The organism is Ruegeria sp. BHSB196 (assembly GCF_059613135.1).
The window spans coordinates 85,546-111,985 of sequence record NZ_JBXWRY010000003.1; the positions used below are offsets into that span (position 1 = coordinate 85,546).

Annotated in this window: 31 protein-coding genes; 20 read left to right on the forward strand and 11 right to left on the reverse strand. The window is 63.7% G+C overall.

The window, feature by feature from the left end; genetic code table 11:
• Positions 1 to 25 precede the first annotated feature (25 nt).
• Positions 26 to 475 (forward strand): hypothetical protein, encoded by a 450-nt coding sequence (locus tag AC2FNJ_RS03275; RefSeq protein WP_496762398.1) that lies wholly within the window; start codon positions 26 to 28, stop codon positions 473 to 475.
• A 49-nt stretch (positions 476 to 524) separates the two neighbouring features.
• Here the strand turns inward: AC2FNJ_RS03275 and AC2FNJ_RS03280 are convergent, their stop codons facing one another.
• The 4 genes from AC2FNJ_RS03280 to AC2FNJ_RS03295 form a co-directional block, all read right to left on the reverse strand.
• Complete coding sequence (locus AC2FNJ_RS03280; RefSeq protein ID WP_496762399.1) at positions 525 to 953, reverse strand: type II toxin-antitoxin system Phd/YefM family antitoxin; 429 nt, start codon at positions 951 to 953, stop codon at positions 525 to 527.
• Positions 954 to 2,037: 1,084 nt separating this feature from the next.
• Positions 2,038 to 3,093, reverse strand: a complete 1,056-nt coding sequence (locus AC2FNJ_RS03285; RefSeq protein WP_496762401.1) for a YeeE/YedE family protein — start codon at positions 3,091 to 3,093, stop codon at positions 2,038 to 2,040.
• Between the two features lie 124 nt (positions 3,094 to 3,217).
• Positions 3,218 to 3,556, reverse strand: a complete 339-nt coding sequence (locus tag AC2FNJ_RS03290; protein WP_496762402.1) for an ArsR/SmtB family transcription factor — start codon at positions 3,554 to 3,556, stop codon at positions 3,218 to 3,220.
• Positions 3,557 to 3,696: 140 nt separating this feature from the next.
• Positions 3,697 to 4,080, reverse strand: coding sequence for a hypothetical protein (locus tag AC2FNJ_RS03295; RefSeq protein ID WP_496762608.1), 384 nt, complete (start codon positions 4,078 to 4,080; stop codon positions 3,697 to 3,699).
• Positions 4,081 to 4,173: 93 nt separating this feature from the next.
• Here AC2FNJ_RS03295 and AC2FNJ_RS03300 point away from each other — a divergent pair, with 93 nt between their 5' ends.
• From AC2FNJ_RS03300 to AC2FNJ_RS03350, 11 genes are all read left to right on the forward strand, one after another.
• The gene (locus AC2FNJ_RS03300; protein ID WP_496762403.1) at positions 4,174 to 4,911 is read left to right on the forward strand and encodes a cytochrome c biogenesis CcdA family protein; all 738 of its coding nucleotides are present in this window, start codon (positions 4,174 to 4,176) and stop codon (positions 4,909 to 4,911) included.
• 18 nt (positions 4,912 to 4,929) lie between these two features.
• Positions 4,930 to 5,508 (forward strand): thioredoxin family protein, encoded by a 579-nt coding sequence (locus tag AC2FNJ_RS03305; protein ID WP_496762404.1) that lies wholly within the window; start codon positions 4,930 to 4,932, stop codon positions 5,506 to 5,508.
• A gap of 176 nt (positions 5,509 to 5,684) precedes the next feature.
• Positions 5,685 to 6,161 carry a sulfur oxidation c-type cytochrome SoxX gene (gene soxX / locus AC2FNJ_RS03310; protein WP_496762405.1) on the forward strand — a complete coding sequence of 159 codons (477 nt, stop codon included), beginning with the start codon at positions 5,685 to 5,687 and terminating at the stop codon, positions 6,159 to 6,161.
• A gap of 40 nt (positions 6,162 to 6,201) precedes the next feature.
• Positions 6,202 to 6,618, forward strand: coding sequence for a thiosulfate oxidation carrier protein SoxY (gene soxY, locus AC2FNJ_RS03315; protein ID WP_496762407.1), 417 nt, complete (start codon positions 6,202 to 6,204; stop codon positions 6,616 to 6,618).
• 34 nt (positions 6,619 to 6,652) lie between these two features.
• On the forward strand, positions 6,653 to 6,982 hold the full coding sequence (soxZ, locus tag AC2FNJ_RS03320; RefSeq protein ID WP_496762408.1) for a thiosulfate oxidation carrier complex protein SoxZ: 330 nt from the start codon (positions 6,653 to 6,655) through the stop codon (positions 6,980 to 6,982).
• 69 nt (positions 6,983 to 7,051) lie between these two features.
• Complete coding sequence (gene soxA, locus AC2FNJ_RS03325) at positions 7,052 to 7,903, forward strand: sulfur oxidation c-type cytochrome SoxA (protein WP_496762409.1); 852 nt, start codon at positions 7,052 to 7,054, stop codon at positions 7,901 to 7,903.
• Positions 7,904 to 8,001: 98 nt separating this feature from the next.
• On the forward strand, positions 8,002 to 9,699 hold the full coding sequence (soxB, locus tag AC2FNJ_RS03330; protein WP_496762410.1) for a thiosulfohydrolase SoxB: 1,698 nt from the start codon (positions 8,002 to 8,004) through the stop codon (positions 9,697 to 9,699).
• A gap of 66 nt (positions 9,700 to 9,765) precedes the next feature.
• On the forward strand, positions 9,766 to 11,037 hold the full coding sequence (gene soxC, locus AC2FNJ_RS03335; RefSeq protein ID WP_496762412.1) for a sulfite dehydrogenase: 1,272 nt from the start codon (positions 9,766 to 9,768) through the stop codon (positions 11,035 to 11,037).
• Positions 11,021 to 12,061 carry a c-type cytochrome gene (locus tag AC2FNJ_RS03340; RefSeq protein ID WP_496762413.1) on the forward strand — a complete coding sequence of 347 codons (1,041 nt, stop codon included), beginning with the start codon at positions 11,021 to 11,023 and terminating at the stop codon, positions 12,059 to 12,061. The genes soxC and AC2FNJ_RS03340 overlap by 17 nt, the downstream gene beginning before the upstream one ends.
• A 3-nt stretch (positions 12,062 to 12,064) precedes the next feature.
• On the forward strand, positions 12,065 to 12,790 hold the full coding sequence (locus tag AC2FNJ_RS03345) for a c-type cytochrome (RefSeq protein WP_496762415.1): 726 nt from the start codon (positions 12,065 to 12,067) through the stop codon (positions 12,788 to 12,790).
• A 34-nt stretch (positions 12,791 to 12,824) separates the two neighbouring features.
• Positions 12,825 to 14,087: an FCSD flavin-binding domain-containing protein gene (locus tag AC2FNJ_RS03350; RefSeq protein ID WP_496762417.1), complete on the forward strand. Its 1,263-nt coding sequence runs from the start codon at positions 12,825 to 12,827 to the stop codon at positions 14,085 to 14,087.
• Positions 14,088 to 14,099: 12 nt separating this feature from the next.
• On the opposite strand, the gene AC2FNJ_RS03355 is transcribed toward AC2FNJ_RS03350, so the two are convergent.
• Positions 14,100 to 15,104: a GlxA family transcriptional regulator gene (locus tag AC2FNJ_RS03355; protein WP_496762419.1), complete on the reverse strand. Its 1,005-nt coding sequence runs from the start codon at positions 15,102 to 15,104 to the stop codon at positions 14,100 to 14,102.
• A 260-nt stretch (positions 15,105 to 15,364) separates the two neighbouring features.
• Here AC2FNJ_RS03355 and AC2FNJ_RS03360 point away from each other — a divergent pair, with 260 nt between their 5' ends.
• The 6 genes from AC2FNJ_RS03360 to AC2FNJ_RS03385 all read left to right on the forward strand — a co-directional run bounded on the left by AC2FNJ_RS03360 (position 15,365) and on the right by AC2FNJ_RS03385 (position 19,130).
• Positions 15,365 to 15,997, forward strand: a complete 633-nt coding sequence (locus AC2FNJ_RS03360; protein WP_496762420.1) for an ATP-dependent Clp protease proteolytic subunit — start codon at positions 15,365 to 15,367, stop codon at positions 15,995 to 15,997.
• A 148-nt stretch (positions 15,998 to 16,145) separates the two neighbouring features.
• Positions 16,146 to 17,414 carry an ATP-dependent Clp protease ATP-binding subunit ClpX gene (clpX, locus tag AC2FNJ_RS03365; protein ID WP_496762422.1) on the forward strand — a complete coding sequence of 423 codons (1,269 nt, stop codon included), beginning with the start codon at positions 16,146 to 16,148 and terminating at the stop codon, positions 17,412 to 17,414.
• Positions 17,415 to 17,475: 61 nt separating this feature from the next.
• Positions 17,476 to 17,838 carry a RidA family protein gene (locus AC2FNJ_RS03370; RefSeq protein ID WP_496762424.1) on the forward strand — a complete coding sequence of 121 codons (363 nt, stop codon included), beginning with the start codon at positions 17,476 to 17,478 and terminating at the stop codon, positions 17,836 to 17,838.
• Between the two features lie 78 nt (positions 17,839 to 17,916).
• Entirely contained in the window at positions 17,917 to 18,300 is a 384-nt protein-coding gene (locus AC2FNJ_RS03375) for an NADH:ubiquinone oxidoreductase subunit NDUFA12 (RefSeq protein WP_496762426.1), read from the forward strand.
• 12 nt (positions 18,301 to 18,312) lie between these two features.
• Positions 18,313 to 18,774 carry an outer membrane lipid asymmetry maintenance protein MlaD gene (gene mlaD / locus AC2FNJ_RS03380; RefSeq protein WP_496762428.1) on the forward strand — a complete coding sequence of 154 codons (462 nt, stop codon included), beginning with the start codon at positions 18,313 to 18,315 and terminating at the stop codon, positions 18,772 to 18,774.
• Positions 18,771 to 19,130, forward strand: a complete 360-nt coding sequence (locus AC2FNJ_RS03385) for a DUF2155 domain-containing protein (protein ID WP_496762430.1) — start codon at positions 18,771 to 18,773, stop codon at positions 19,128 to 19,130. The genes mlaD and AC2FNJ_RS03385 overlap by 4 nt, the downstream gene beginning before the upstream one ends.
• Here AC2FNJ_RS03385 and aat read toward each other — a convergent pair.
• The 4 genes from aat to AC2FNJ_RS03405 form a co-directional block, all read right to left on the reverse strand.
• Positions 19,094 to 19,726 carry a leucyl/phenylalanyl-tRNA--protein transferase gene (gene aat / locus AC2FNJ_RS03390; protein WP_496762431.1) on the reverse strand — a complete coding sequence of 211 codons (633 nt, stop codon included), beginning with the start codon at positions 19,724 to 19,726 and terminating at the stop codon, positions 19,094 to 19,096. The genes AC2FNJ_RS03385 and aat overlap by 37 nt on opposite strands.
• A gap of 42 nt (positions 19,727 to 19,768) precedes the next feature.
• Complete coding sequence (accC, locus tag AC2FNJ_RS03395) at positions 19,769 to 21,118, reverse strand: acetyl-CoA carboxylase biotin carboxylase subunit (protein ID WP_496762433.1); 1,350 nt, start codon at positions 21,116 to 21,118, stop codon at positions 19,769 to 19,771.
• A gap of 9 nt (positions 21,119 to 21,127) precedes the next feature.
• Entirely contained in the window at positions 21,128 to 21,634 is a 507-nt protein-coding gene (accB, locus tag AC2FNJ_RS03400) for an acetyl-CoA carboxylase biotin carboxyl carrier protein (RefSeq protein WP_496762435.1), read from the reverse strand.
• 150 nt (positions 21,635 to 21,784) lie between these two features.
• Entirely contained in the window at positions 21,785 to 22,321 is a 537-nt protein-coding gene (locus tag AC2FNJ_RS03405) for a helix-turn-helix transcriptional regulator (RefSeq protein ID WP_496762437.1), read from the reverse strand.
• Between the two features lie 167 nt (positions 22,322 to 22,488).
• Here AC2FNJ_RS03405 and AC2FNJ_RS03410 point away from each other — a divergent pair, with 167 nt between their 5' ends.
• Both AC2FNJ_RS03410 and AC2FNJ_RS03415 read left to right on the forward strand, forming a co-directional pair.
• Positions 22,489 to 23,997, forward strand: coding sequence for a class I adenylate-forming enzyme family protein (locus AC2FNJ_RS03410; RefSeq protein ID WP_496762439.1), 1,509 nt, complete (start codon positions 22,489 to 22,491; stop codon positions 23,995 to 23,997).
• Entirely contained in the window at positions 23,994 to 24,797 is an 804-nt protein-coding gene (locus AC2FNJ_RS03415; RefSeq protein WP_496762441.1) for a 3-hydroxybutyrate dehydrogenase, read from the forward strand. The genes AC2FNJ_RS03410 and AC2FNJ_RS03415 overlap by 4 nt, the downstream gene beginning before the upstream one ends.
• A 110-nt stretch (positions 24,798 to 24,907) precedes the next feature.
• Here AC2FNJ_RS03415 and AC2FNJ_RS03420 read toward each other — a convergent pair whose 3' ends face one another.
• Entirely contained in the window at positions 24,908 to 25,663 is a 756-nt protein-coding gene (locus tag AC2FNJ_RS03420; RefSeq protein ID WP_496762443.1) for an ABC transporter ATP-binding protein, read from the reverse strand.
• A gap of 13 nt (positions 25,664 to 25,676) precedes the next feature.
• Positions 25,677 to 26,432: an ABC transporter ATP-binding protein gene (locus AC2FNJ_RS03425; RefSeq protein WP_496762445.1), complete on the reverse strand. Its 756-nt coding sequence runs from the start codon at positions 26,430 to 26,432 to the stop codon at positions 25,677 to 25,679.
• Positions 26,433 to 26,440 lie beyond the last annotated feature (8 nt).

A 26,440-nucleotide genomic window follows, 5' to 3' on the forward strand; every position in this document is an offset into this window, starting at 1 on the left:
CGGTCCCGAAAACGGAGGAAACCCCATGACCAAGTTCATGAAAACCGGCGCCGCCGCCCTGGCCGCCAGCCTGGCCCTTGGAACCGCCGCCATCGCCGACACCACGCCCGACCTGCGCGGGGTCTGGACCGGCAGCTACACCACCGTCCAGCCCAGCCATTTCTACAAGGGCGACACGCCGCGCTTCAACCAGGCCGAATGGATGCTCGACATCCAGAAACAGCAGGACAACGTGTTCTGGGGCCCCAGCAAGTGGCGCCGCGACGGCCATGAGGACTGGACCGAGTACGAGGCCACCGGCACCATCAGCCTCGACGGCTCGAACAGCATCGGCATCGTCGAAACCGCGCCCACGCTCATCGGCGCCAACGCCCTGATCGACGCCCGCTATGAAAACGGCAAGATCTATGCCGACTTCCGCAGCCTGCGCAACGGCACCACCTACAGCACGGTTCTGGAGCGTCAGGTCAACTGACGCCCCGGTGCCCGGACCGATCGGCGAGCGGTGTGCCCCGGCGCACCGCTCATTTCTTTTCGCGGGCCGGAAAGAACTTCCGCCACCACGCGATCTCCTCGCGCCGCATCACCTCGCCGCCCTCCACCGGCTCCATCCCGGCGCGGGTCAGGATGCGGCGTTCCTCGGCCCGCGCCATCTGCACCTCGCGCACCCGCAGCGCCGCCTCGCGCGCGGTGACATAGGTGCCGTCCGGCCCCGGCTCCATCCCCGGTATGCCCTTGCCCCGCGACCACCAGCCGCGGATCCCGCTCAGCGGGTGGCGCCAGCCCATCTCGGCGGTGTCCGCCAGATCCCAGATCCGCTCCGCCTCGGGGATCGAGACCAGCGCCGCCAGCGCCCGCCCGTGGCGGGTCAGCACGATCACCTCGCGCGGATCCTGGGCGCGGGTGACAAGCCGGCCCAGCTGCGCGCGGGCCTCGGAAATCGTGTAGCGCATCGGCGACTCTCCTTTGTACGATTCGGAAGAACCGGGGTCCGAGCGTGGTACAAAACGGTTAATCCGGCCGGATTCGGGCGTACGCGGCTTTTGCACCTGCAGCAATCCGCGGTTTTCCGGCCTCCGGACGGCCTGCGGATTTTTCCACCCCCAAGCGCGCGCAAGATCGCGGTTTCTCGACTTATCCACAGCGGTTTCCTGCGGGATATCAACATGTTATCCCCGTCTAATTTTCATGCTGCGGTGCTATTTTCTTGTCAGAAACCGGGGCCGATGCAACAGTCTGACTATCGCAAGGCTTCTTAGGAAGCGGAGCGGGACGCACAGGCCAGGGGGCCGGCGCAGAGGAGGGCAAGTCCGCAGGATTTGCGTTGATCTGCAAGGGCTTACCGGGAACAGGCCGGTCGCGAGGGGTCTCCGGACCCGTGGCGAAAGGTCGGTTTTGCAGAAGGCTTGGGCGGGTCGAGCGACACCCTCGGGTGGCAATCGGCAGCGCCGGTTCTTCGGAGCCGGGGCAACTGGCCCGGCACACCCCCTTGGGAGAGCCGGTCAGCTAAGGCGTCAGGAGTGTCCGTCTGGATGCATGCGAAGACCGCGTCTGAGCACCTGGCGCCTTTTCCTATTCCGGACAGGGGCATACAGGCCACCACTCGAAAGCACGGGAGGAAAACGGGGATCAACTGCCAGGCAGTCGATCCCCGTCGTCAGCGTCTGCTGATGCATTACCGCGTCCATGCACCTGTATGTCGGTTGCTACTGCCCATTTCTGCGGAATTCAACCAAATGTTGGGCATCTAGAAGAAAACCTCGCATATTTAGGGGAATTCACCGCAAACTGAGGTTCGTAAGCAACACGGCCGCAAGATGTGGCTCTTCGAGGATCATCCGCCGTGCCGACAGACAACACCGCCGCCGTTGCCCGCCGGCGCGGCCCCGAGCCATGGCAGTGCTGCCGCAGGGCGGCACACCCCATTCTCAGCCGTGAACGGCAAGATGCGTGCTGTTTCTTCGGCTCGGAGTTCGCCAGCGACCGCCCGGTTCCGCAGCGGACGCACGCCCTGCCGGAAAATCACGACCGGGACGGTCAGACCGACCGGAATCCTTCGATCAACTGGCGCAGGCCAAGCGCGGCTCCGGCGAATATCGCCAGGAACGTGACAGGGGCGCTGAGCGACAGCAGGCTGAAGGCGGTCAGGCCCTGGCCCACCGTGCAGCCGATTGCCAGCACCGCGCCGATGCCCATGATGGCCGCGCCGAGGATCTGCCGGCGCAGCTCGCGCGGGTCTTCGCAGGCTTCCCAGCGGAAATGGCCGCGGATCATCGAGCCGACGAAGGCGCCGGTCCAGACGCCGGCGACCGATCCCACCGCGAAGGACAGCGGCCGCAGGCTGCCGGTCATGGCGAAAAGGATGGTTTCGCCGACGGGTGCGGAAAAGCTGTGGGAGACGACGGGCAACGCTTCGAACCCGTGTTCGGCCACCCAGGCGGTTCCGGCCCAGCCGGAAACGATCGCAAGGCCCACGACCAACGACCACAGGATGGACTTCGGCTCGGACCTGAGCGACGATCCCCACAGGGCCGCAATGCAGATCAGCGCACCGACGGACAACCCGATGGCGCCGAGGGGCAATCCGGTCAGGGCGGCCGCGTGATGCGCCAGCCCCGGCGGCGTGTCGCTCGTCACCGGAACCTGCGGGAACAGAAAGTTGCGGATCGGGGCGAGGGGGCCGCTGAGGGTGACATAGGTAAAGACCCCCATGACGAGCACGATCACGAAGGCGCGCAGATCGCCGCCGCCCAGCCGCGCGATGGCGCCATAGCCGCAATTGCCGGACAGGGCCATGCCATATCCGAACATCAGACCGCCGATGACGGAGGCCAGCGGCGCCCAGCGGATCGACAGGTAGAAACTGTCACCCGGATCCAGCAGACCCAGCGACATCAGGGCAAAACTGCCGATCACCGCGCTGCCGATTGCCAGCGCCCACATCCGCAGCCGCAGATCGGAGCCTCCGTAAAGCAGATCCTCGATGGCGCCCAGCGTGCAAAAGCGCCCCAGCCGCGCAGCCAAACCCAGCAGGATGCCGCCGCCAAACCCCATTGCCGCGACGATCTGGTGGTCCGTCAGCATCTCGAACATCGAGCCGCCTCCCCAATGAGTTCAGCTTTCCTGCGACAAAGGATGCAGAAAACGCGATGCGTAAGCAAGTCGGAGGCGCGGGCGATGTTCGTCAGGCGGCTACCAGGGCCGGTCCGGGCAACGGTCAATCGTCGGTGTTGCAGAACAGATCGTAGACGAGTTCGAGCATCCGGCGCGGCCGGTCGTCGGCCAGCCGGTAATAGATCGCCTTGCCGTCCCGGCGCGGAACGACCAGCCCTTCGAGACGCAGGCGCGACAGTTGCTGCGACACCGCCGCCTGGCGGGCCGACAGCAGTTCTTCCAGTTCCGTCACCGATTTCTCGCCCGAGACCAGGTGGCACAGGATCATCAGGCGGCCTTCGTGACTGATCGCCTTGAGGAAGTTCGACGCGCGCGTCGCATTTTCGACCATCTTGTCGAGTTCTTCTTCGGCCATGTCATTCGAAAATTTCGGCAGAGCCATCTTTCCGTTCCCTGATCTCTCCACGCGGCGTCGCTAAGCGCCATAAGCACCCTCATGCGGCGTGATCCGTTCCGATACACCGCTTGTATCGGTAATTCCAGCATCACGGCGCGAATTTTGCCATCCGCGACCGCAAAACCTCAGCCATCCTGCAGCGCAATGGTCGTGAACTGCGTATGCGTGTCCAGCAGCCGTTCCAACAGCGGCCAGAAGAAGTCCTCGCCCGGATAGCCTTCGAGCCGCCCCAGTTCGCGCCCGTCCACCACGACCAGAAAGGTCGGTGTGAACCGGACCGGGCGCTGCACGATCAGATCGCCCGGCAAATCCCGCAGATCGACCCGTCGCAAGGGCGCGAATTTTCCTTCGGTGGTCTTGGGATAGATCGGCGCGATCTCGGCATCCCAGCGCGCGCACCAGGCGCAGCCGCGTTGTTCGACCATGATCAGTTCGGCGGCAAGCGCGGGCGCCGCCGAGGCCCAGGCCACGACGGCAAGGATCACGAAACGCCGGATCGGAACAGGCAAACGCAATGATTGACCTCCGTTTGTTTCATAATGTAATTTGAATGTGTGAATTTTGCAACCTGCATCGGGCAGGGCGTCGACATAGGTGGCCGGATGCTGGAAATTTCATTGATCGGATCCCTGACCGCCGGATTGTTGAGCTTTTTCACACCCTGCATCCTGCCCATGGTTCCATTCTATCTGTCCTATCTCGGCGGATTGAGCATGGCGGAATTGCGCGGCGACGGTCGGATCGCGACCGGTGCGCAGAAGCGGTTGGTGATTTCGGCCGTCATGTTCGCCCTGGGCGTCACGACCATCTTCATGCTGCTGGGCATGGGGGCGACGGCCCTGGGCCAGCTTTTCGGCCGGTATCTCGATGCCCTGTCCTATGTGGCGGCGGCGATCCTTGTCGTGTTCGGCCTGCATTTTCTGGGCGTCATCCGGGTTCCGCTGCTGTACCGCGAGGCGCGGCTGGAAAGCTCCGCCGAGGCATCGACCGTCATCGGAGCCTATCTGATGGGTCTGGCCTTCGGCTTTGGTTGGACGCCCTGCGTGGGTCCGGCCCTGGCGTCGATTCTCATGATCGCCTCGGGCATGGGCGACATCTGGCGCGGTGCGCTTCTGCTGTTCGTTTACGGGCTGGGCATGACGGCCCCTTTCGTCGTCGCGGCCTTGTTCGCGAAACCGTTTCTGGCCTGGGTGCAGCGGCACCGGGCCGCCTTTGCCTGGGTGGAAAAGGCCATGGGTGCGATGCTGATCGCCTTTGCCGTTCTGATCGCCACCGGCGGGGTCAACCTGATTGCGGATGCCATGATCCGTTGGGTGCCGGGATTCGCCAATCTCGGCTGAGAAGGGAGGAGAAACATGATGAAACGATTTCTTGCCGGGCTGGTCGCGGCACTGCTGGCGGCGCCGGTCCTTGCGGCGGAACTGGGCGACGACGGTCTGCACAAGGCGGACTGGATGCGCGAAACCTTCAAGGATCTGGCCGAGGATTTCGCCGAAGCGCAATCCGAGGGCAAGCGCCTGATGCTGCTGGTCGAGCAGCGCGGCTGTCTGTACTGCCAGGACATGCACGAAAACACCTTCACCGACCCGCGGGTCAGGACGTTGCTGGAAGAGACCTATTTCCCGGTGCAGATCAACCTGCACGGGGACACGGAAATCACCGATACCGACGGCGAAGCCCTGTCCGAGAAACACGCCGCCCGCCGCTGGGGCGTTCTGTTCACGCCGACGATGATCTTTCTGCCGGTCGAACTGGACCCGGATCGGACGGCGGCCGAGCAGGCAGTGGCGATCATGCCGGGCGCCTTCGCGCCCGGGACCACGCTGGACCTGCTGACCTGGGTTGCCGAAGAGCGGTACCTGGACCAGTCCGAGGAGGATTTCCAGCGGTACCACGCCCGGATGATTCGCGAACGGAACGACGGCGACACGCGGTGAGCGGCCCACGGGCAGGGTGGCCGCCGGCGACACAATCGGAAAAACTACGGGCTGCGCCGCGAAATAAAACAAAAAATTCACAATGATGAATTTGATGTTGCGTTCTGGTGGCGCGGTGGCCTACGGTATACCAAGCCAGTTTCGCCACGTTTCGCGTGGCAGCCAAGGGAGGAGACATGAAACCGACATCACTGATTGCGGCCTCGGTCCTGATCGGCAGCGCCGCGACGGCCGCCGAGGTTGGCCCGAAGGAGGTTGTTTTCAACGAGGACGGCGCGATCGAGGCGTCGTTGACCGGCAAGCCCGGCGATGCGGCCAACGGCGCGATGATCGTGGGCGACAAATCAATAGGCAATTGCGTGGCCTGCCATCAGGTCTCGGCCCTGGCGGAGGTTCCGTTCCACGGCGAGGTCGGCCCGCCGCTTGACGGCGCCGGCGACCGCTGGACCGAGGCCGAACTGCGCGGCCTTGTGGCCAACGCCAAGCTGACGTTCGACGGCACCGTGATGCCGGCCTTCTACAAGGTCGAAGGCTTCGTCCGCCCGGGCGACGCCTATACCGGCAAGGCCCCGAGCGGGCCGCTGCCGCCGATCCTGGCGGCGCAGGAAATCGAGGATGTGGTCGCGTTTCTCGCGACCCTGAAGGAAGAGTAGGGCGCCCAGCGTGTCCTGCAGTTTGCAGAGGAGAAAGACGATGGACTTCACACGTCGTGACACCCTGGGGTTGGCCCTGGGCGCAGCGGCCCTTTCGGTTCTGCCGTTCCGCGCGCATGCGGCGGTCGAGGATGCCATTGCGGAATTCACCGGCGGCGCGGACCTGGCCGACGGCGGCATCACCCTGACCGCTCCCGAGATCGCGGAAAACGGCAACACCGTGCCGATCGAGGTCGCCGCGCCGGGCGCGACTGCGATCCTGGTGCTTGCCGCGGGCAACCCGGTTCCGGGCGTGGCCACGTTCAACTTTGGCCCGCTGGCGGCGGCGCAGGCCGCATCGACGCGCATCCGTCTGGCCGAAACGCAGGACGTCATCGCCATCGCCAAGATGGCCGACGGTTCCTTCGCCAAGGCCAGCGCGACCGTGAAAGTGACCATTGGAGGCTGCGGCGGCTGATCGCCGCCCAATCGCACAGACAGGAGATTTCGAAATGGCATCTGGTGTGAAACCCCGCGTCAAGGTTCCCAAAAGCGCGGCCGCCGGCGAGGCGGTCACCATCAAGACCCTGATCAGCCACAAGATGGAAAGCGGTCAGCGCAAGGACAAGGAAGGCAACGTCATTCCGCGTTCGATCATCAACCGCTTCACTTGCGCGTTCAACGGCGAGCTGGTGATCGACGTCACGATGGAGCCGGCGATCTCGACCAACCCGTATTTCCAGTTCGACGCCACCGTGCCGGAAGCTGGGGAATTCGTCTTCACCTGGTACGACGACGACGGTTCGGTCTATGACGAGAAGAAGTCGATCGCCATTGCCTGACACGCGGCACGAGACTTGACGGCCCCGCCTTGCAAACCGGCGGGCCGATCACCCAAGGGAGGATTATGGATGGATTTCAAGGCAATGACTGCGATTGCCGCTCTGGTGGCCACGCCCTTTGCCGCGCTGGCCGGCCCCGACGAGGATGAGCTCGTCGTGAACGGCGAAATCGAAATGGTCACCAAGACCGCGGCCCCGGCGCATCTGTCGGACGTGATGGACGAGATCTATTCAGGTTGGCGGTTCCGCTCGGACGAGACGCAGGAGCTGCAGATGGACGATTTCGACAATCCGGCGATGGTTTTCGTGGATCAGGCGCAAGAGGTCTGGGACGCGGCCGACGGCAGCGAGGGCAAGTCCTGCGCATCCTGCCACGGTGCGGTGGAGGACAGCATGGCCGGCATTCGCGCGGTCTATCCAAAGTGGAACGAAGCCGCGGGCGAAGTGCGCACCCTGGCCATGCAGATCAACGATTGCCGCGAAAACCGGATGGGCGCAGAGAAGTGGAAGTATGACGGCGGCGACATGGCTTCGATGGAAGCACTGATTTCGGTGCAGTCGCGAGGCCTGCCGGTGAACGTGGCCATCGACGGCCCCGCGAAAGAGACCTGGGAGAAAGGCAAGGAGATCTATTATACCCGCTACGGCCAGCTGGAACTGAGCTGCGCCAACTGCCATGAACAGAACTACGGCAACATGATCCGGGCCGACCACCTGAGCCAGGGTCACATCAACGGGTTTCCGACCTACCGCCTCAAGAACGCCAAGCTGAATACCTCGCATGCCCGCTTCAAGGGTTGCGTGCGCGACACCCGCGCCGAGACATTCAGCCCCGGAAGCGACGAGTTTGTCGCGCTTGAACTCTATGTCGCATCCCGCGGCAACGGATTGTCGGTCGAAGCTCCGTCCGTCCGCAACTGAACCCTGCAGACCCCGTGCCGACCGGCGCGGGGTTTGTGTCATCCAATAAATTCAAACATGCGAATGTTAAGCATGTTTAAACGGGAAAGCTGATCCAGATGATCTCGCGTCGTGATTTTCTTCAGGTCTCCATGGCGGCGTCGGCGCTTGTCGGTGCGTCGGGCTTTGGCAACTGGGCGCGGCTGGCCGCGCAGCAGGCGCTGACTCAGGACCAGTTGCTGGAGTTCGATACCTTCGGAAACATCAGCCTGATCCATGTCACCGACATTCACGCGCAACTGAAGCCCATCTACTTCCGCGAGCCCGAGATCAATCTCGGCGTCGGCGAGAACAAGGGGCAGGTGCCGCACATCACCGGCGCCGACTTCCGCAGGGCATATGGCATCGCCGATGGCAGCGCCACGGCCTATGCGCTGACCTATGACGACTTTTCCGCTTTGGCCAAGATGTATGGGCGCGTTGGCGGAATGGACCGGGTCGCCACCGTGATCAATGCGATCCGCGCGGACCGTCCGGACGCGCTCCTGCTGGATGGAGGCGATACCTGGCACGGCTCCTACACCTGCTATCACAGCGCGGGTCAGGACATGGTCGACGTGATGAATGCGTTGAAACCCGACGCGATGACCTTCCACTGGGAATTCACGCTGGGCAGCGACCGGGTGAGCGAGATCGTCGAAGGGCTGCCTTTTGCCGCTCTGGGCCAGAACATTTTCGACGCCGAATGGGACGAACCGGCGGAACTGTTCAAGCCCTACAAGTTCTTCGAGCGTGGCGGTGCGAAGATCGCGGTGATCGGGCAGGCGTTCCCCTACATGCCCATCGCCAACCCGTCATGGATGTTCCCGGAATACTCCTTCGGCATCCGGGACGAGAACATGCAGGCCATGGTGGACGAGGTGCGGGCGGACGGCGCCGATGTGGTCGTCGTGCTGTCCCACAACGGGTTCGACGTGGACAAGAAGATGGCGGGCAGGGTGCAGGGCATCGACGTGATCCTGTCGGGCCATACCCACGACGCGCTGCCCGAGCCTGTCCTGATCGGCAAGACCCACCTCATCGCCAGCGGCAGCAACGGCAAGTTCGTCAGCCGCGTCGATCTGGATGTGCGCGACGGTCAGATGATGGGCCTGCGCCACAAGCTGATCCCGGTCTTCTCGGACGTGATCGCACCGGATCCGGCCATGACTGCGTTGATCGAAGCGCAGCGCGCGCCCTATGCCGCCGATCTGGCCGAGGTGATCGGTCAGACCGATTCGCTGCTGTATCGGCGGGGCAATTTCAACGGCACCTGGGACGACCTGATCTGCGACGCGCTGATTGCGGAACGCGAGGCGGATATCGCCATGTCGCCGGGCGTGCGCTGGGGTCCGAGCCTGGTGCCCGGTGACGACATCACCCGCGAGGATATCTGGAACGTGACCTCGATGACCTACGGACAGGCTTACCGGTCCGAAATGACCGGCGAGTTCATCAAGGTGATCCTCGAGGACGTGGCCGACAACATCTTCAACCCCGATCCCTATTACCAGCAGGGCGGCGACATGGTCCGCATCGGCGGCATGGGCTACCGCATCGACATCAACAAGCCGCAGGGAGAGCGGATCAGCGACATGACCCTGCTCAGGACCGGTGAGGCCATCGACCCGGCCAAGTCCTATGTCGTTGCTGGCTGGGCCAGCGTCAACGAGGGCACCGAAGGCCCGATGATCTGGGACGTGGTCGAAAACCACATCCGCAAGCTGGGGACCGTCACAGTGGACCCGAACAACTCGGTCAATGTCGTGGGCGCCTGATCGCCCGCGCAGATTCGAAGGCATCCGCGACGGCGGGTGCCGAGACGCATCAGGAGGCAAGTTCAGATGAGTGAGAACGCACCGAAAAACACTCCGTCCCGCCGCCAGTTCCTGACCGGCGCCGCTGCGGCCGGAGCGGGCGCGGTCGCCGCCGGCGCGGCGCGGGCGGCCGGCCCCGATCCGCTGATCACCGAAGTGCAGGACTGGGCCAGTGGCCTGGGCGACGGTGTGGACGCCACGCCCTACGGCCTGCCGATCCGGTTCGAATCGGATGTGGTGCGCCGCAACGTGGAATGGCTGACCGCCGACACGATCAGTTCGATCAACTTCACGCCGATCCACGCGCTGGACGGCACGATCACGCCGCAGGGCTGCGCCTTTGAGCGCCACCATTCCGGCGCGATCGAGCTGAGCAAGGAAGACTACCGTCTGATGATCAACGGGCTGGTCGATACGCCGCTGATCTTCACCTACGCCGATCTGGAACGGTTCCCGCGCGAAAACCGCGTCTATTTCTGCGAATGCGCCGCCAATACCGGCATGGAATGGGCCGGGGCGCAGCTCAACGGTGCGCAGTTCACCCATGGCATGATCCACAACATGGAGTATTCCGGCGTTCCCCTGCGCACGCTGCTGGAAGAAGCCGGCGTCAAGCCCGAAGGCAAGTGGGTCTATGTCGAAGGTGCCGATGCAAGTTCGAACGGCCGGTCGATCCCGCTCGAAAAGGCCATGGATGACGTGCTGGTGGCGTTCAAGGCCAATGGCGAGGCGCTGCGCAAGGAACATGGCTATCCGGTCCGCCTGGTCGTGCCCGGCTGGGAAGGCAACATGTGGGTCAAGTGGCTGCGCCGGGTCGAGGTGATGGAAGGCCCCGTCGAAAGCCGCGAGGAAACCTCGAAATACACCGACACGCTGGCGGATGGCGTCAGCCGGAAATGGACCTGGGTGATGGACGCCAAATCGGTGGTCACATCGCCCAGCCCGCAGGCGCGGATCGCGCACGGCCCCGGCCCGCTGGTCATCACCGGACTGGCCTGGTCGGGCCGGGGGGCGATCACCGGCGTCGATGTCTCGGTCGATGGCGGCAGAACCTGGATGCCGGCGCGGCTGGCCGCGCCCGGCACCGACAAGGCGCTGACCCGTTTCTACCTCGACTACGACTGGGACGGGTCCGAGATGCTGCTGCAGAGCCGCGCCAAGGATTCCACCGGATATGTCCAACCCACCAAGGCGCAGTTGCGCGAGGTGCGGGGCGAGAACTCGATTTATCACAACAACTGCATCCAGACCTGGTGGGTCAAGCCGAACGGAGAGGCCGAGAATGTCGAAGTTTCGTAACCTTCTGACCGGAACCGCTGTTGCCGCCACCTGCGCCGCCGCGCCGGCCATGGCCGAGAAATTCGGCCTGGGCCGCCCGGCGCTGCCCGAGGAAATTGCCGCCTGGGATCTGGATGTTTCACCCGACGGCACCGGTCTGCCGGCCGGCTCGGGCTCTGTCGAAGATGGAGAAATGCTGTTTGCCGATGCTTGCGCCAGCTGCCACGGCGACTTTGCAGAAGGCGTGGACAACTGGCCCAAGCTGGCCGGGGGCGAGGGGACGCTGGCCGACAAGGATCCGCTCAAGACGGTCGGCTCCTACTGGCCCTATCTTTCGACCGCTTGGGATTATGTGCATCGATCGATGCCCTTCGGCAGCGCGCAGACGCTCAGCGTCGACGACACCTATGCGATCGTCGCCTATATCCTTTATTCCAACGATCTGGTCGAAGACGACTTCGTTCTGTCCAACGAGAATTTCCTCGACGTGGAAATGCCCAATGCGGACGGGTTCATCGTCGATGACCGGGAAGAAACCGAGGCGCATTTCTGGAACCCCGAACCTTGCATGGAGAAATGCAAGGAGAGTGTCGAAATCACCATGCGCGCCATGGTTCTGGACGTGACCCCCGAGGACGAAAGCGGCGCCGCCGAAGCGGCCGCCGTGCAGGATGCCAAGGCCGAGGAAACCGCACCGGAACCGGTACGGCAGGCGGCGCTCGACCCCGAGCTGGTCGAACAGGGCGAAAAGGCTTTCAAGAAATGCAAGGCGTGCCACCAGGTGGGCGACGGCGCCAAGAACAAGACGGGCCCGGTGCTCAACGGCATCGTGGGCGCACCCGCCGGGCACGTGGACGGGTTCCGATACTCCAAGGTGATGGCGGCGGCCGGGGCCGAGGGGCTGGTCTGGTCCGAGGCCGAACTCGCGGCCTTTCTCGCCAGGCCCAAGGCCTACATGAAGGGCACCAAGATGTCCTTTGCGGGTCTCAAGAAGGACGAGGAGATCGCCGCGGTGATCGCCTATCTGCAGAGCTTCGGGGACTGACCGGTGCGGCGCGGCTTCGCGACACTGATCGTCTGGGCGGCGCTGAGCGTGTCCGCCCAGGCCGAACAATCGGCCACCGCGATCGGCGATGTCGAGCGTGGGGAGCGCCTGTTCCAGCAGAAATGCGGCAATTGCCATCAGGTCGGCGAGGGCGCGCGGCACGGCACCGATCCCGGCACGGGGCCGCATCTGAACAACATCTTCGACCGCACCGTGGCGCAGTTCGAGGACTTCACCTATTCCGAGGGCATTTACCGCGCGCGCCGCGACGGCATGGTCTGGGATCTGGAACATCTCGACGCCTATCTGACCAACCCCAAGCTGTTGGTTTCCGGTACCAACATGGATTTCCGGGGCATGACCGAAGCCGGGGAACGCGGCGACGTTCTGGCCTATCTGCGGCAGTTCTCGTCCAGCCCGCAGAACATCCCCGAAGCCGCACCGACGGCGCTGCCGCAGGATGTGGAGCTGAGCCCCGAGGTGCTGGCGATCGTGGGCGACCCGGCCTATGGCGAGTACCTCTCGGCCGAATGCACCACATGTCATCAGGTCGACGGCGAATATGACGGCATCCCGGCAATCGTCGGCTGGTACGAGGAGGATTTCGTGCTGGCCATGCATGCCTACAAACGCAAGCTGCGACCGCACCCGGTCATGCAGATGATGGCCAGCCGCTTGTCCGACGAAGAGATCGCGGCGCTGGCCGCATATTTCGGCGCGCTGGAGTGATCCGGCATCGCGCCAGTTCTGGGAGGAGGAACACATGACACTCAACAGACGCAGATTCCTGGGCACCGGCGTCGCTGCCGCGGCGGCCTTGAACGCGCCCGCATTGCTGGCGCAGGGCAAACCGCACGTCGTGGTGATTGGCGGAGGGGCGGGCGGCGCGACCGTTGCACGCTACATCGCCAAGGATTCGCAAGGGGCGATCGATGTCACGCTGATCGAACCCACGCGCGCCTATTACACCTGCTTCTTCTCGAACCTGTATCTGGGCGGATTCCGTGAACTGTCCTCGATCGCGCACAGCTATGGCAAGCTGGCCAGCGACCATGGGATCAACGTCGTGCATGATTGGGCGGTGGGGATCGACCGCGATGCCAGGACGGTCACGCTGGCCGGTGGTGACGTGTTGGGCTATGACCGGCTGGTTCTGTCGCCGGGCATCGACTTTGTCGATGGTGCGGTCGAAGGCTGGGATCTGACGGCCCAGAACAGGATGCCGCATGCCTACAAGGCGGGCTCTCAATCCGAACTTTTGAAGGCGCAGATCGAAGCCATGCCCGAAGGCGGCGTGTTCGCCATGGTCGCGCCGCCGAACCCGTTCCGCTGCCCGCCCGGGCCATATGAACGGATCTCGATGGTCGCCCATGTGTTGAAGGAGCGCAATCCGACGGCCAAGATCATCGTGGCCGATCCCAAGCCGAAATTCTCGAAGATGGCGCTGTTTCAGGAGGGATGGGCAAAGCACTATGACGGGATGATCGACTGGATCGGCGAGGAGTTCGGCGGCGGGAACGTCGCGGTCGATCCGGATGCGATGACCGTCACGATCGACGGCGAGGAAACCAAGGTGGATGTGTGCAACGTCATTCCGGCGATGAAGGCCGGCCGCATCTGCGAACTCGCCGGACTCAACGACGGCAATTGGGCGCCGGTGGACGGGCGCACCATGCAAAGCCGCATGGACGAGAACATCCATGTGCTGGGCGATGCCTGCGCGCAGGGTGACATGCCCAAATCCGGATTCTCGGCCAATTCCCAGGCCAAGGTCGCGGCCATGGCCATACGTGCGGCGCTGACCGACTCCAAGATGTTCCCGGCCAAGTTCTCGAATACCTGCTGGTCGCTGATCGGCACCGAGGACGGTGTCAAGGTCGGGGCCACCTATGAAGCGACCGAGGAAAAGATCGCCAAGGTGGACGGTTTCATCAGTCAGACCGGCGAAGATGCCGAACTGCGCGCGGCCACCTATGAGGAAAGCATCGGCTGGTATGCCGGCATCACCTCGGACATGTTCGGCTGAGAGCGGAGGCGCTCAGGTCCATGCCTTTCGGAAGGAATGCGGCGGCGCGCCGTATCTGGCCCGGAACTGGCGGGACAGGTGGCTCGTGTTCGCAAACCCGGTGGCCGCGGCGATCTCGGCCACCGTCATGTTGGTTTCGTTCAGATAGGTGAACGCGCGCGACAGGCGCAGATCCAGGTAATAGGCCATCGGACCCTGACGCAGATAGCGTTTGAACAGCCGTTCGAGCTGCCGGCGTGAAATCCCCAGCTGATCGCTCAGCTCGGTGCTCGACAGCGGCTCTTCCAGTTCCTGTTCCATCAACTGGATCGCCTTGAGCAGGGCCGGATTGCGGCTCCCGATCACCACCGACTGCGCGGAGCGTTGAGGCGACCGGTTGCCCGAGCGCATGTGGATGCACATGTCGGCCACCATGATGGCAAGCTCCGGCCCGTGCCGCTGCTCGATCAGCGCCAGCATCATGTCGATGGCCGAATTGCCGCCGCCGCAGGTGGTGATGCGTCCATCGATCTCGAAGATGTTCGGGCTGGGCGTCAGATCCGGAAACGCTTCGGCGAATCCGGGCTGGTTTTCCCAGTGCAAGGTGAACCGCCGTCCGTCCAGCAGCCCCGATTTGGCAAGGGCGAAGGCGCCGGTGCAGATGCCGCCCAGCGATCGCCCGAAACGGTATTCCTTGCGCAGCCAGTTGAGCACCGCCGGGGAATAGCTGCGCTCCGGCTCCACCCCCGCACAGACAAATCCCACCGCTTCCGAAGGCAGCGGTTCCAGCGCCCGGTCCGGGGTGATCCGCAGGCCGTTGGAGCAGGTCACGGCGTCTCCCGTTTCGGTCATCGTGTGCCAGGTGTAGAGCTGCTTTTTGGTGAGTTGATTGGCGATGCGCAGCGGTTCGATGGCGGCGGCGAGGGCCAGCATCGTCGCCTTGGGCAGCAGCAGAAAGCAGAATTTCTGCGGCGGGCCGTCAAAGGCCAGGTTGAGGTTGGCAGACGCACCTTTCGGAATGAAGGGGTCTCGGGGCATGGCAGGTGTCACCGGGTCGGTTTCCAACAGGGTCGGTTCCAGCCGATTGCAGTCGGTCGTGGCGCGCTTTGCGCGTTCTATAGTGTGCCTTGATCGCGCAGCCCGGTCAAATCTGCGGCACCGCATGACAGGATTGCGACAAACCCCGGAGCCAGGAATTCGCATGGCGGCCCTTGCAGCCCCTCAGAGGCGACACTAAGACTCGTGTAACACCTTGTCGGGTACGGTCCCGATCCATCGCAATGAGCAGGCAGGTCACAATGTTCGATCCAGTTGACACTTACATGAATACCCTCGTTCCCATGGTCGTCGAGCAGACCAGCCGGGGCGAGCGCGCCTATGACATCTTCTCGCGTCTGCTGAAGGAACGTATCATATTCGTCAACGGCCCGATCCATGACGGGATGAGCCATCTTGTCGTCGCTCAACTGCTTCATCTGGAAGCGGAAAATCCCAAGAAAGAGATCTCGATCTACATCAACTCCCCCGGCGGCGTGGTGACGAGCGGTTTGTCGATCTACGACACAATGCAGTACATCAAGCCGAAATGTTCGACATTGGTGATCGGTCAGGCGGCCTCGATGGGGTCGGTCCTGCTGGCCGGGGGCGAAAAGGGGATGCGGTTTGCCCTGCCCAACAGCCGCATCATGGTGCACCAGCCCTCCGGCGGTTATCAGGGCCAGGCCAGCGACATCATGATCCACGCGGCCGAGACCCAGAAACTCAAGGACCGGCTGTACGACATCTATGCAAAACACACGGGGCAAACGAAAAAAGCGATCGAAAAGGCTCTGGACCGGGACAACTTCATGAGCCCGGAAGAGGCCAGGGAATGGGGCCATATCGACGAAATCGTGGAAAGCCGCGCCAAGACGGGCGATGACGAGACCTGAGGCGGCGACGTGCCAAGTTCCCGTGAACATGAGTGGTGAGTGGCAATTTGCGATTGTAGCTGCCGATACGCTGGCCTAAGCTGTTCGAACAAGCGGCAGAGCGCGGCCCCGGCGAGGGGCCGCTCAGACGGAGCCCGAAAGGTAGATCATGGCGACGAATTCAGGCGGTGATGGCAAGAACACGCTGTACTGCAGCTTCTGCGGCAAGAGCCAGCATGAGGTGCGCAAGCTGATTGCCGGCCCGACGGTGTTCATCTGCGATGAATGCGTCGAACTGTGCATGGACATCATCCGGGAAGAGACAAAGGCCAGCGGCCTGAAATCCTCGGACGGCGTGCCGACGCCCAAGGACATCTGCGAGGTGCTGGACGACTACGTGATCGGACAGGCCACCGCCAAGCGGGTTCTTTCGGTGGCGGTGCACAACCACTACAAGCGCCTCAACCATGCCCAGAAAGCCGGCGGCGATATCGAACTGGCCAAGTCCAACATCCTGCTGATCGGTCCGACCGGCTGCGGCAAGACCCTGCTGGCGCAGACGTTGGCGCGGATTCTGGACGTGCCGTTCACCATGGCCGACGCGACCACCCTGACCGAAGCCGGTTACGTGGGCGAGGACGTGGAAAACATCATCCTCAAGCTGCTTCAGGCCAGCGAGTACAATGTCGAACGCGCGCAGCGCGGCATCGTCTATATCGACGAGGTCGACAAGATCACCCGCAAGTCCGAAAACCCCTCGATCACCCGCGACGTGTCGGGCGAGGGGGTGCAGCAGGCGCTGCTGAAGCTGATGGAAGGCACCGTGGCCAGCGTTCCGCCGCAGGGCGGTCGCAAGCACCCGCAGCAGGAGTTCCTGCAGGTGGACACCACCAACATCCTGTTCATCTGCGGCGGTGCCTTTGCGGGGCTCGACAAGATCATCGCGCAGCGCGGCAAGGGCTCGGCCATGGGCTTCGGCGCCGATGTGCGGGACAACGACGAGCGCGGCGTGGGCGAGATCTTTCAGGATCTGGAGCCAGAGGATTTGCTGAAATTCGGGCTGATCCCGGAATTCGTCGGGCGTCTGCCGGTTCTGGCGACGCTGGAAGACCTGGACGAAGATGCGCTTGTCACCATCCTGACGCAGCCGAAGAACGCGCTGGTCAAGCAGTACCAGCGGCTGTTCGAACTGGAAAACGTCGAACTGGACTTTACCGAAGACGCGCTCAAGGCCATCGCAAAACGAGCGATCGACCGAAAGACAGGCGCGCGCGGGCTGCGTTCGATCCTCGAAGACATCCTGTTGGACACCATGTTCGAGCTTCCCGGCATGAAGAACGTGACCAAGGTGGTGGTGAACGAAGAGGCGGTGACCTCGGACGCGCAGCCGTTGATCATCTATGCCGACGCGGCAAAGGAATCGGCATCGGCAGGCTGAGGCCGACCTGATCCGGATGGCGCGGCGCGGTCGGATCCGCGCCGTTTTCGTGAGAGGCACCATGGGTATCCGCCGCATATCCTCCAAGGGCGAGTTCGAGGCCAAGGTCGGCTATTGCCGCGCGGTCGTGGCCGGTGGCTTTGTCCATGTGGCCGGAACCGTCGGGCAGGGCGAGGGCGCCGTCGAACAGTGCCGCTCTGCGCTGTCGATCATCGAAAAGGCATTGGCCGAGGCCGGGGCGTCCTTTGCGGATGTGGTCCGCGTCACCTACATGCTGCCGGACCGCAGAGAATTCGAGCCCTGTTGGCCGATCCTGGCGGACACGTTCGGCGCCAACCCGCCGGCCGCCACCATGATCGAATGCGGCCTGATCGACCCGAAATACCGCATCGAGATCGAAGTCACCGCGGTCTTGCCCGATTGACCCTGCGCCTATAGCGGCTCTGGACCTTGGCGCGCCTTTGGGTCATACCTGCGAAGGACGAAATGCCGGAGGCAGCCGATGGGAATCCTGAACACTCTTTTGCGGGCCGTGACCTGGTGGAACGGCGCGACCCTGAATACGCAGATCTATACCGCGCGCAAGGGCATCAAGGTGGGTGAGGACGATCAGGGCAACGTGTTCTACCGCACGGCCGACGACAGCAAACGCTGGGTGATCTTCAACGGAGAAGCCGAAGCGAGCCGCATCGATCCGGACTGGCATGGCTGGCTGCACCGCACCTGGGACGAGCCGCCGACCGACAAACCGCTTCCGCACAAGGCGTGGGAAAAACCGCATCAGGAAAATCTGACCGGCACCGCCCTGGCCTATGTCCCCGCCGGGTCCATCCGCCGGCCGGATCCGGTCGAGCGCAAGGATTACGAGGCGTGGAGCCCCGAGTGACGAGGCCGATCGATGTCCAGCAGCCATAACATGACCGAAGTCGTGGTCGGCGGTGCCGTGCTCGCCTTTGCGGTGGCGTTCGGCGTCTATGCCAGCCAATCGACGGGATTGTCGCAGAGCCGTTCGGGATATGAACTCGCCGCGTCGTTCCGATCCCTGGAAGGGGTGAGCGTCGGTACCGATGTGCGCCTGGCCGGGGTCAAGATCGGCACCGTCACGGATGTAACGCTGAACCCGGAAAGCTACCGCGCCGATACCCGGTTCTCGGTGGCGGACGGCATTCTGATACCGGATGACAGCGCGGTGGTGATCTCGTCCGAAGGCTTGCTGGGCGGCAATTTCGTCGAGGTGATGCCGGGCGGGTCGCCGTTCTATTTCGAACCGGGCGACGAGATCGAGGATACCCAGGGCGCGGTCAGCCTGATCTCGCTTCTGGTCAAGTTCGTGGCGGGCGACGGGAGCGGAACAGAGTGATCCGCGCAACGCTTATTGCTCTGACCGTCGCCGGCAGCGCCGCGCTGGCGCAGGACAGGGCGCAATCCGGAACGGGTGCCATTTTGCGCGGGCTGGACAAGGTCAACGGTCAGACCGTGGATGTGAGGATCGCCACGGGCGACACCGCCGAGGTATTCGGCCTGGACGTGGCGCTGGGCGATTGCCGCTACCCGGCGGACAACCCGACCGGCGATGCCTTCGCCTTTCTCACCATCTGGGAACGGGGAAAGACCGACGAGCTGTTCGACGGTTGGATGATTGCGACCTCGCCGGCGCTCAACGCGCTGGATCATGCGCGCTACGACGTTTGGGTGATCCGCTGTATGACCCCCTGAGGGGTCTGCTCGACCGGTGCGGTGAAATCCGCGCTTTGCTCGATCGCCTGCGCAAGTTCGCCGCGATATTGCGCCCGCGGGATCTCGATGGCGCCCAGAGAGGCCAGGTGCGCCGTCAGAAACTGCGTGTCGAACAGGCTGAAACCGGTCTGCCGCAGCCGATCCACCAGATAGGCGAGCGCGATCTTCGACGCATCCTTGCGCCGCGAGAACATGCTTTCGCCAAAGAACGCACCGCCCAGAACCACGCCGTAGACACCGCCGATCAGCGTATCGCCGTCCCAGACTTCCAGCGAATGCGCATGTCCGCGATGAAACAGCGCCTCGTACAGATGGCGCAGTTCGGCATTGATCCATGTCTCGGCCCGGTCCGCGCAGCCGTCCACCACCCCCATGAAATCGCGGTCGATGGTGATTTGGTAGTCGCCCTTGCGAATGCGCCGCGCCAGCGTCCGCGAGATGTGAAACCCGTCCAGCGGGATGACGCCCCGCAGCTTGGGATCGACCCAGAACAGGTCCGGGTCGTCGCGATGTTCGGCCATCGGGAAGATCCCGATGGAATAGCCGTGCAGCAAAAGGTCCGGTGACAGGCTCATCCCGCCCGTCGGCGCGCCGGTCTCCTGGTCCGGCCCGTCGCCCTACTGAGACATGTTCTCCGCAAGCCAGCGCTCCAGCCAGTGGATGTTGTACGCCCCGCTGTGGATGTCGGGCTCTTGCAGCAGCGCGTGAAACAGCGGAACCGTCGTGTCCACGCCATCCACGATCAACTCGCCCAGGGCGCGCTGCAGGCGCGCCAGCGCCTCATTCCGGTCGCGGCCATGCACGATCAGTTTGCCGATCAGCGAGTCGTAATAAGGCGGGATCGAATAGCCGTTGTAGAGCGCCGAATCCATCCGAACGCCCAGACCGCCCGGCGCGTGATAGGCCGTGATCTTGCCCGGGCAGGGAGAGAAATTCGGCAGACGTTCCGCGTTGATGCGCACTTCGATGGCATGCCCGTTGATCGCAAGATCGTCCTGGGAAAACGACATCGGTTCTCCGGCCGCCACCAGAATCTGCTCGCGCACCAGATCGACCCCGAAAATGCCCTCGGTGACGGGGTGCTCCACCTGGAGGCGGGTGTTCATTTCGATGAAGTAGAACTCTCCGTTCTCATACAGGAACTCGATCGTGCCGGCGCCGATATAGTTGATCTCGGCCACCGCATCGGCGCAGATCTTGCCGATCCTCGCACGTTCCTCGGGGCTGATGCACGGGCCGGGGGCCTCTTCGAACACCTTCTGGTGGCGGCGCTGCAGCGAACAATCCCGCTCGCCCAGATGCACCGCATTTCCCTTGCCGTCGCCGAACACCTGAATCTCGATGTGGCGCGGCGTGGTCAGGTATTTCTCGATATAGACCTCGTCATTGCCGAAGGCCGCCTTGGCCTCGGCCCGCGCGGTCATGAAGGCGCTTTCGATTTCCTTTTCGTTCTGCGCCACTTTCATGCCGCGGCCACCGCCGCCGGCCGTGGCCTTGATGATGACGGGATAACCGATCTCCTTGCCGAGTGTTCTGGCCGTTGCCAGATCGGGAACGCCGCCGTCCGAGCCAGGTACGCAGGGCACGCCCAGGGCCTTCATCGTGTCCTTGGCGGTGATCTTGTCGCCCATGACGCGGATGTGCTCGGCGGTGGGGCCGATGAACGTGATCCCGTGATCCTCGACGATCTGAACGAAATCCGCGTTTTCGGACAAGAACCCGTATCCGGGATGAATGGCCTGCGCGCCGGTGATCTCGCAGGCGGAAATGATGGCGGGCATCGAGAGGTAGCTTTTCGGGCTGGGTGCCGGGCCGATGCAGACGGATTCGTCGGCCATCCGCACGTGCATCGCGTCGCTGTCGGCGGTGGAGTGCACGGCGACCGTCGCAATCCCCATCTCGCGCGCGGCACGGACCACGCGCAGGGCGATCTCGCCGCGGTTGGCAATCAGGATCTTGTCAAACATCCCGCACCCTTACTCGATGATGACCAGAGGGGTGCCGAATTCCACGGCGTCGCCGTCACCGACCAGGATGCGCTTGACCGAGCCGGATCTGGGGGCGTGGATGTGGTTCATGGTCTTCATCGCTTCGACGATCAGCAGCGTGTCGCCTTCGGACACGTTGGCGCCGACCGAGACGAACGGCGCGGCACCCGGTTCCGGTTGCAGATAGACGGTGCCGACCATGGGCGAGGTCACGGCGCCGGGATGGCTTGCGGGATCGTCCGAAGGCGCAGGGGCCGCGGCCGGAGCGGGGGCCGGTTCGGCAACCGGGGCCGGCGCAGCGGCGGCAGCCGGAGCGGGGACCGCGACCTGGGCCGGGGCGACAGCGGTCTGGGACATGCGGCTGACACGGACATTCAGGCTGTCCTCTTCGCCGTACTCCCGCTTGACCTGCAGTTCGGTCAGGTCGTTTTCCCGCAGCAACTCGGCCAGCGCCTTGATGAATGCCACATCCGCTTCGTGTTTGCTATCTGTCATGAGTGTCCTCGAAGGTTCCCCTATGGCCCGTCTCTGCCTGCGGGCTCTGAAAAATTACCCGGCGTTATAGGCCATGCAATCGGCCATGAAAAGCGCCCTGTCGGGCGAATGCAGGGGATCAGGCCACAAAGCGTGAAAGGGTCTGGCGGGTCAGAGCGGCATACCCGACAGTTTTGCCACCAGTTCCGGCAGCTTGCGCGCCCCGAACTTTTCCAGCAGCCGCGCCCGGTGCGCTTCGATGGTGCGATAGCTGAGCCCCAGCTCGGCACCGATTTCCTTGGCCGACAGCCCGCGGCACGACAGGATCGCCACATCGCGTTCGCGCGGGGTGAGTTCGACGATGGGGCGTTCCTCGGAGATGTCGGAAAAGCTCCAGATTCCATGGCGGAACGGATCGTCCGGGGTCAGGGACCGCCCGCGCGCGCGGCACCAGAACAGATCTCCGTTGCGCCGCCGCATGACCCGTTCGTCGGTGTAGTACCCCGTCTCGCGCATGATTTCGAGGCCCCGGGCCCCGATCCGCTCCCAATCCGCGACCGAGGGGTAGAGGTGGAGCAACGGCATGTTGCGATAGTCTTCTTCATCGCCCCCGAACATCCGCGCGAACTGAAGATTGCAGCGCCGGATCACACGGTTTTCCAGCTCCACCAGGCCGATTGGCGCATATTCGAATGCCGGGTCGCTCATGCAGGTATCGTGACGGGTATTTCTACGGAATTGAAGAGGCAAGGTGCCGAAGCCTAGGATTTCGCGCGAAGATCAGGCAAGCGGCTTGTCTTGCCGGCGCGGCTGACGGAGCATTCGCCTTGCCTGCCGTGGATCGTTTTCGCGGCAAGCCGAAAGGGAGGAACGGAATGAATATCGGGCTGTGGCTGGCGCGTCAGGCGCAGGTCAACGGGTCGCGGCCGGCCCTGTTCCTGGGCCGGACCATGGTGGCCGACTATCAGAACTTTCACGACCGCGCCGCGCGTCTGGCCGGATGGTTGGTGGATGAAGGTGTCCGGCCAGGCGACAGGGTGGCGATCTTCATGAAGAACTGCCCCGACTATCTGATTGCGCAATACGCGATCTGGTATGCGGGGGCCGGTGCGGTGCCCTTCAACGCCAAGCTTCATGGGCGTGAGGCCGCCTATATCCTCGGCGATTCCGGAGCCGGGATCACCTTTTCCTCGCCCGGTCTCAGCAAGGCCCTTGTCGAGGCCGGCGCGTCGGGCCGGGTGATCGACATCACCGATGCGGACTATGCGCAGGCGCTCGATCACGCGCCTGTAGGGCGCCCCGTCCCGCGCGATCCGGGCGATCTGGCCTGGCTTTTCTATACCTCGGGGACCACCGGAAAACCCAAGGGCGTCATGATCACGCACCGGATGCTGATCGGAGTTTCGCTCGCCTATTGCGCCGATGTGGACGAGGTGTCGCCCGAAGACGCGATCCTCTATGCCGCGCCGATGAGCCATGGCGCGGGTCTTTACAACATGCTGCACGTGCTGAAGGGCGCGCGCCACGTCTGTCCCGAGTCGGGCGGTTTCGACGAGGCGGAAATCTTTGATCTTGGGCGGCATTTTCAGCGGGTGCAGATGTTCGCCGCCCCGACGATGGTCAAACGCATGACCGATGTCGCCCGGGAAACCGGCGAAACCGGCGAGGGGTTGCGCACGGTGGTCTATGCCGGAGGGCCCATGTATCTGGCCGATATCGTGGACGCGGTGGATCACTTCGGCCCGATCTTCGTTCAGATCTATGGTCAGGGCGAATGCCCGATGGGCATTACCGCCTTGTCGCGCCACGACGTGACGGATCGCCGCCACCCACGGTGGAGGGAACGCCTGGCCAGTGTCGGCCGGGCGCAATCGACGGTCGAGGTTCGGATCGGCGGTCCCGACGGCAAAGAACTGCCGCCGGGAAGCCACGGCGAGATCATGGTGCGCGGCGACGTGGTCATGCCGGGCTATTGGAAGAACCCCGACGCCACCGCCAGGACGATCGTGGATGGCTGGTTGCTGACCGGCGACATGGGCTTCATGGACGAGGACGGGTACGTCACGCTGCAGGACCGTTCCAAGGATCTGATCATTTCCGGCGGATCGAATGTCTACCCGCGCGAGGTCGAAGAGGTTCTTCTGACCCATCCCAACGTGTCGGAAGCGTCGGTGGTGGGCCGGCCCCACCCGGAATGGGGCGAAGAGGTCGTGGCCTTCATCGTGGGGCAGGCCGATCCCGCCGAACTGGACCGGCTGTGCCGCGAGAACATTGCCCGGTTCAAGCGCCCGAAAGCGTATTTCCCGATCGCGGAACTGCCCAAGAACAACTATGGCAAGATCCTGAAGACCGCGTTGCGGGCCAAACTGGAGGAGATGCAATGACAGACCTGTCGGGAAAGACCGCCCTGATCACCGGTTCGGTTCAGGGCATCGGGCTGGCCATCGCCGAGGCCATGGCCGCGGCCGGCGCGCGGATCGCCGTGCATGGGCTTGCGGATGTGACACAGATCGAAGAGGTGTGCCGAAGGCTCCAGGACAGGGGCGCGGCGGATGCCGAGTATTTTGCCGGCGATCTGCGCCAGCCGGATGAGATCGACGCGCTCATGCAGGCGGTGTCCGACTGGGGTGGCGCGGATATTCTCGTCAACAACGCCGGCATCCAGCACACGGCCTGGCTTTCGGATATGCCGGCGGAAACCTGGGACGCCATCCTCGCGGTCAATCTCAGCGCCGCGTTCCATACGATGCGCGCGGCGCTGCCGGTCATGGCCGAGCGCGGCTATGGCCGGGTGATCAACATCGCGTCGGTGCATGGGTTGGTCGCGTCGAAGCAAAAGGCGCCTTACGTGGCCGCGAAACACGGGCTGATCGGTCTCAGCAAGGTGGCCGCGCTGGAATTTGCGCCGCAAGGCAAACCGGCGCTTGGCGGCGTCACGGTCAATTGCATCTGCCCCGGCTGGACCAACACCGCGATCATCGAACCCCAGATCCAGGCCCGCGTGGCGGCTTTCGACGGTGATCGGGAAGCCGCGATGGCCGACCTTCTGAAGGAAAAGCAACCCTCTCTGCGTGGTTCGGACCCGTCCGAGATCGGTGCGCTGGCGCTCTGGCTGTGCTCGCCCGCGGCGCACAACCTGACCGGCGCCGCGATCCCTGTCGACGGGGGCTGGACGGCACAATAGCCGTCGGGCACCGAGCGGAGGCTTTCGGGCCAAAAAAATAGGGCCGGCGATGAGAGCCGGCCCTTCAGTTGTCAACACGGCAAGACGGCCGTGCGACGGGGAGTGTTTCGTCAGATCGCCAGATACTCGGCCCGCAGTTCCTCGTTCTCGAGGACTTCCGCGGCGGTTCCATCGAATACGATGCCGCCGGTATCCAGGATCACGGCGCGGTCTGCCAGTTCCAGCGCGCGCACCGCATTCTGCTCGACAATTATGGTCGTCATGCCCTGCTCCTTGATGTGGATGAGGGTCTTTTCGATTTCGTCCACGATCACCGGAGCAAGCCCTTCGTAAGGCTCGTCGAGCAGCAGAACCTTGATGTCGCGCGCCAGCGCGCGCGCGATCGCCAGCATCTGCTGTTCGCCGCCCGACAGTGTCACGCCTTCCTGCTTGCGCCGCTCGCCCAGGCGCGGAAACAGCTCGTAGATCCGATCCAGCGACCAACCGATCGGCGGAGCGATCTGGGCCAGTTGCAGGTTTTCCTCGACCGTCAGGCCGGGAATGATGCGGCGATCCTCGGGCACCAGGCCAAGGCCGACCGCCGCGGCCTCGTGGCTGGTCATCCTGTGCAGGGGCTGGTGATCCAGCCAGATTTCGCCGTGGCGCACCTCGGGTTCGTCCACCCGTGCGATCGAACGCAGCGTCGAGGTCTTGCCGGCGCCGTTCCGCCCCAGAAGGGCAAGGATTTCGCCCTCGTGCACGTTGAAGCTGATGCCCTGCACGATGTAGCTCTCGCCGTAGTACGAGTGCATGTCCCAGACCGACAGAAAGGCCGGAGCGGTCTGCGCCACATTGGCGTTCCTGGAGAAATCGGGTTTGACGTTCATCTCTTGATCCTCCTTACGCCGACTCGCCCAGATAGGCTTCGCGCACCTTGGGGTTGCCTCGGATGTTCTGCGGATCGTCCTCGACCAGCGGCGTGCCCTGCGCCAGTACCGTGATCCGGTTGGCCAGGCTGAACACCACGTGCATGTCGTGCTCGATGATCGCGATCGTGATGTCGCGCTCTTCCGAGATCTGTTTCAGCAGGTCGATCGTGTTGTTGGTGTCCGCGCGGGCCATGCCGGCGGTCGGCTCGTCCAGCAGCAGCAGGCGCGGTTCCTGGCTCAGGCACATGCCGATTTCAAGCCGCCGCTTGTCCCCGCGCGACAGGGCCGCGGCATGCATGTGCCGCTTGTCGGCCATGTTCATCTCTTCCAGCATCTGCTCGGCCTGAGCGACCACTTCGCGCTCATTGGCAACGGTTTCATAGGCATGCATCCGGAACGCACCGTCGCGCTTGGCGAAGATCGGGATCAGCATGTTTTCCATGACCGTGAGTTCGCCAAAGATTTCAGGCGTCTGGAACACCCGGCTGATGCCCATCTGGTTGATCTCGTAAGGCTTGCGCCCCAGCACCGACTGACCGTCGAACATGACCGAGCCGGTGTCGGGGATCAGCTTGCCGATCAGACAGTTGAGCAGGGTGGACTTTCCCGCGCCGTTCGGGCCGATGATCGCATGGACCGAGTTTTCCTTGACGCTGAGGTTCACGTCGCTCAGCGCCTGCAGGCCACCGAACCGCTTGCCCACGTCCTTGACTTCTAGGATTCCCATCTGTCCGT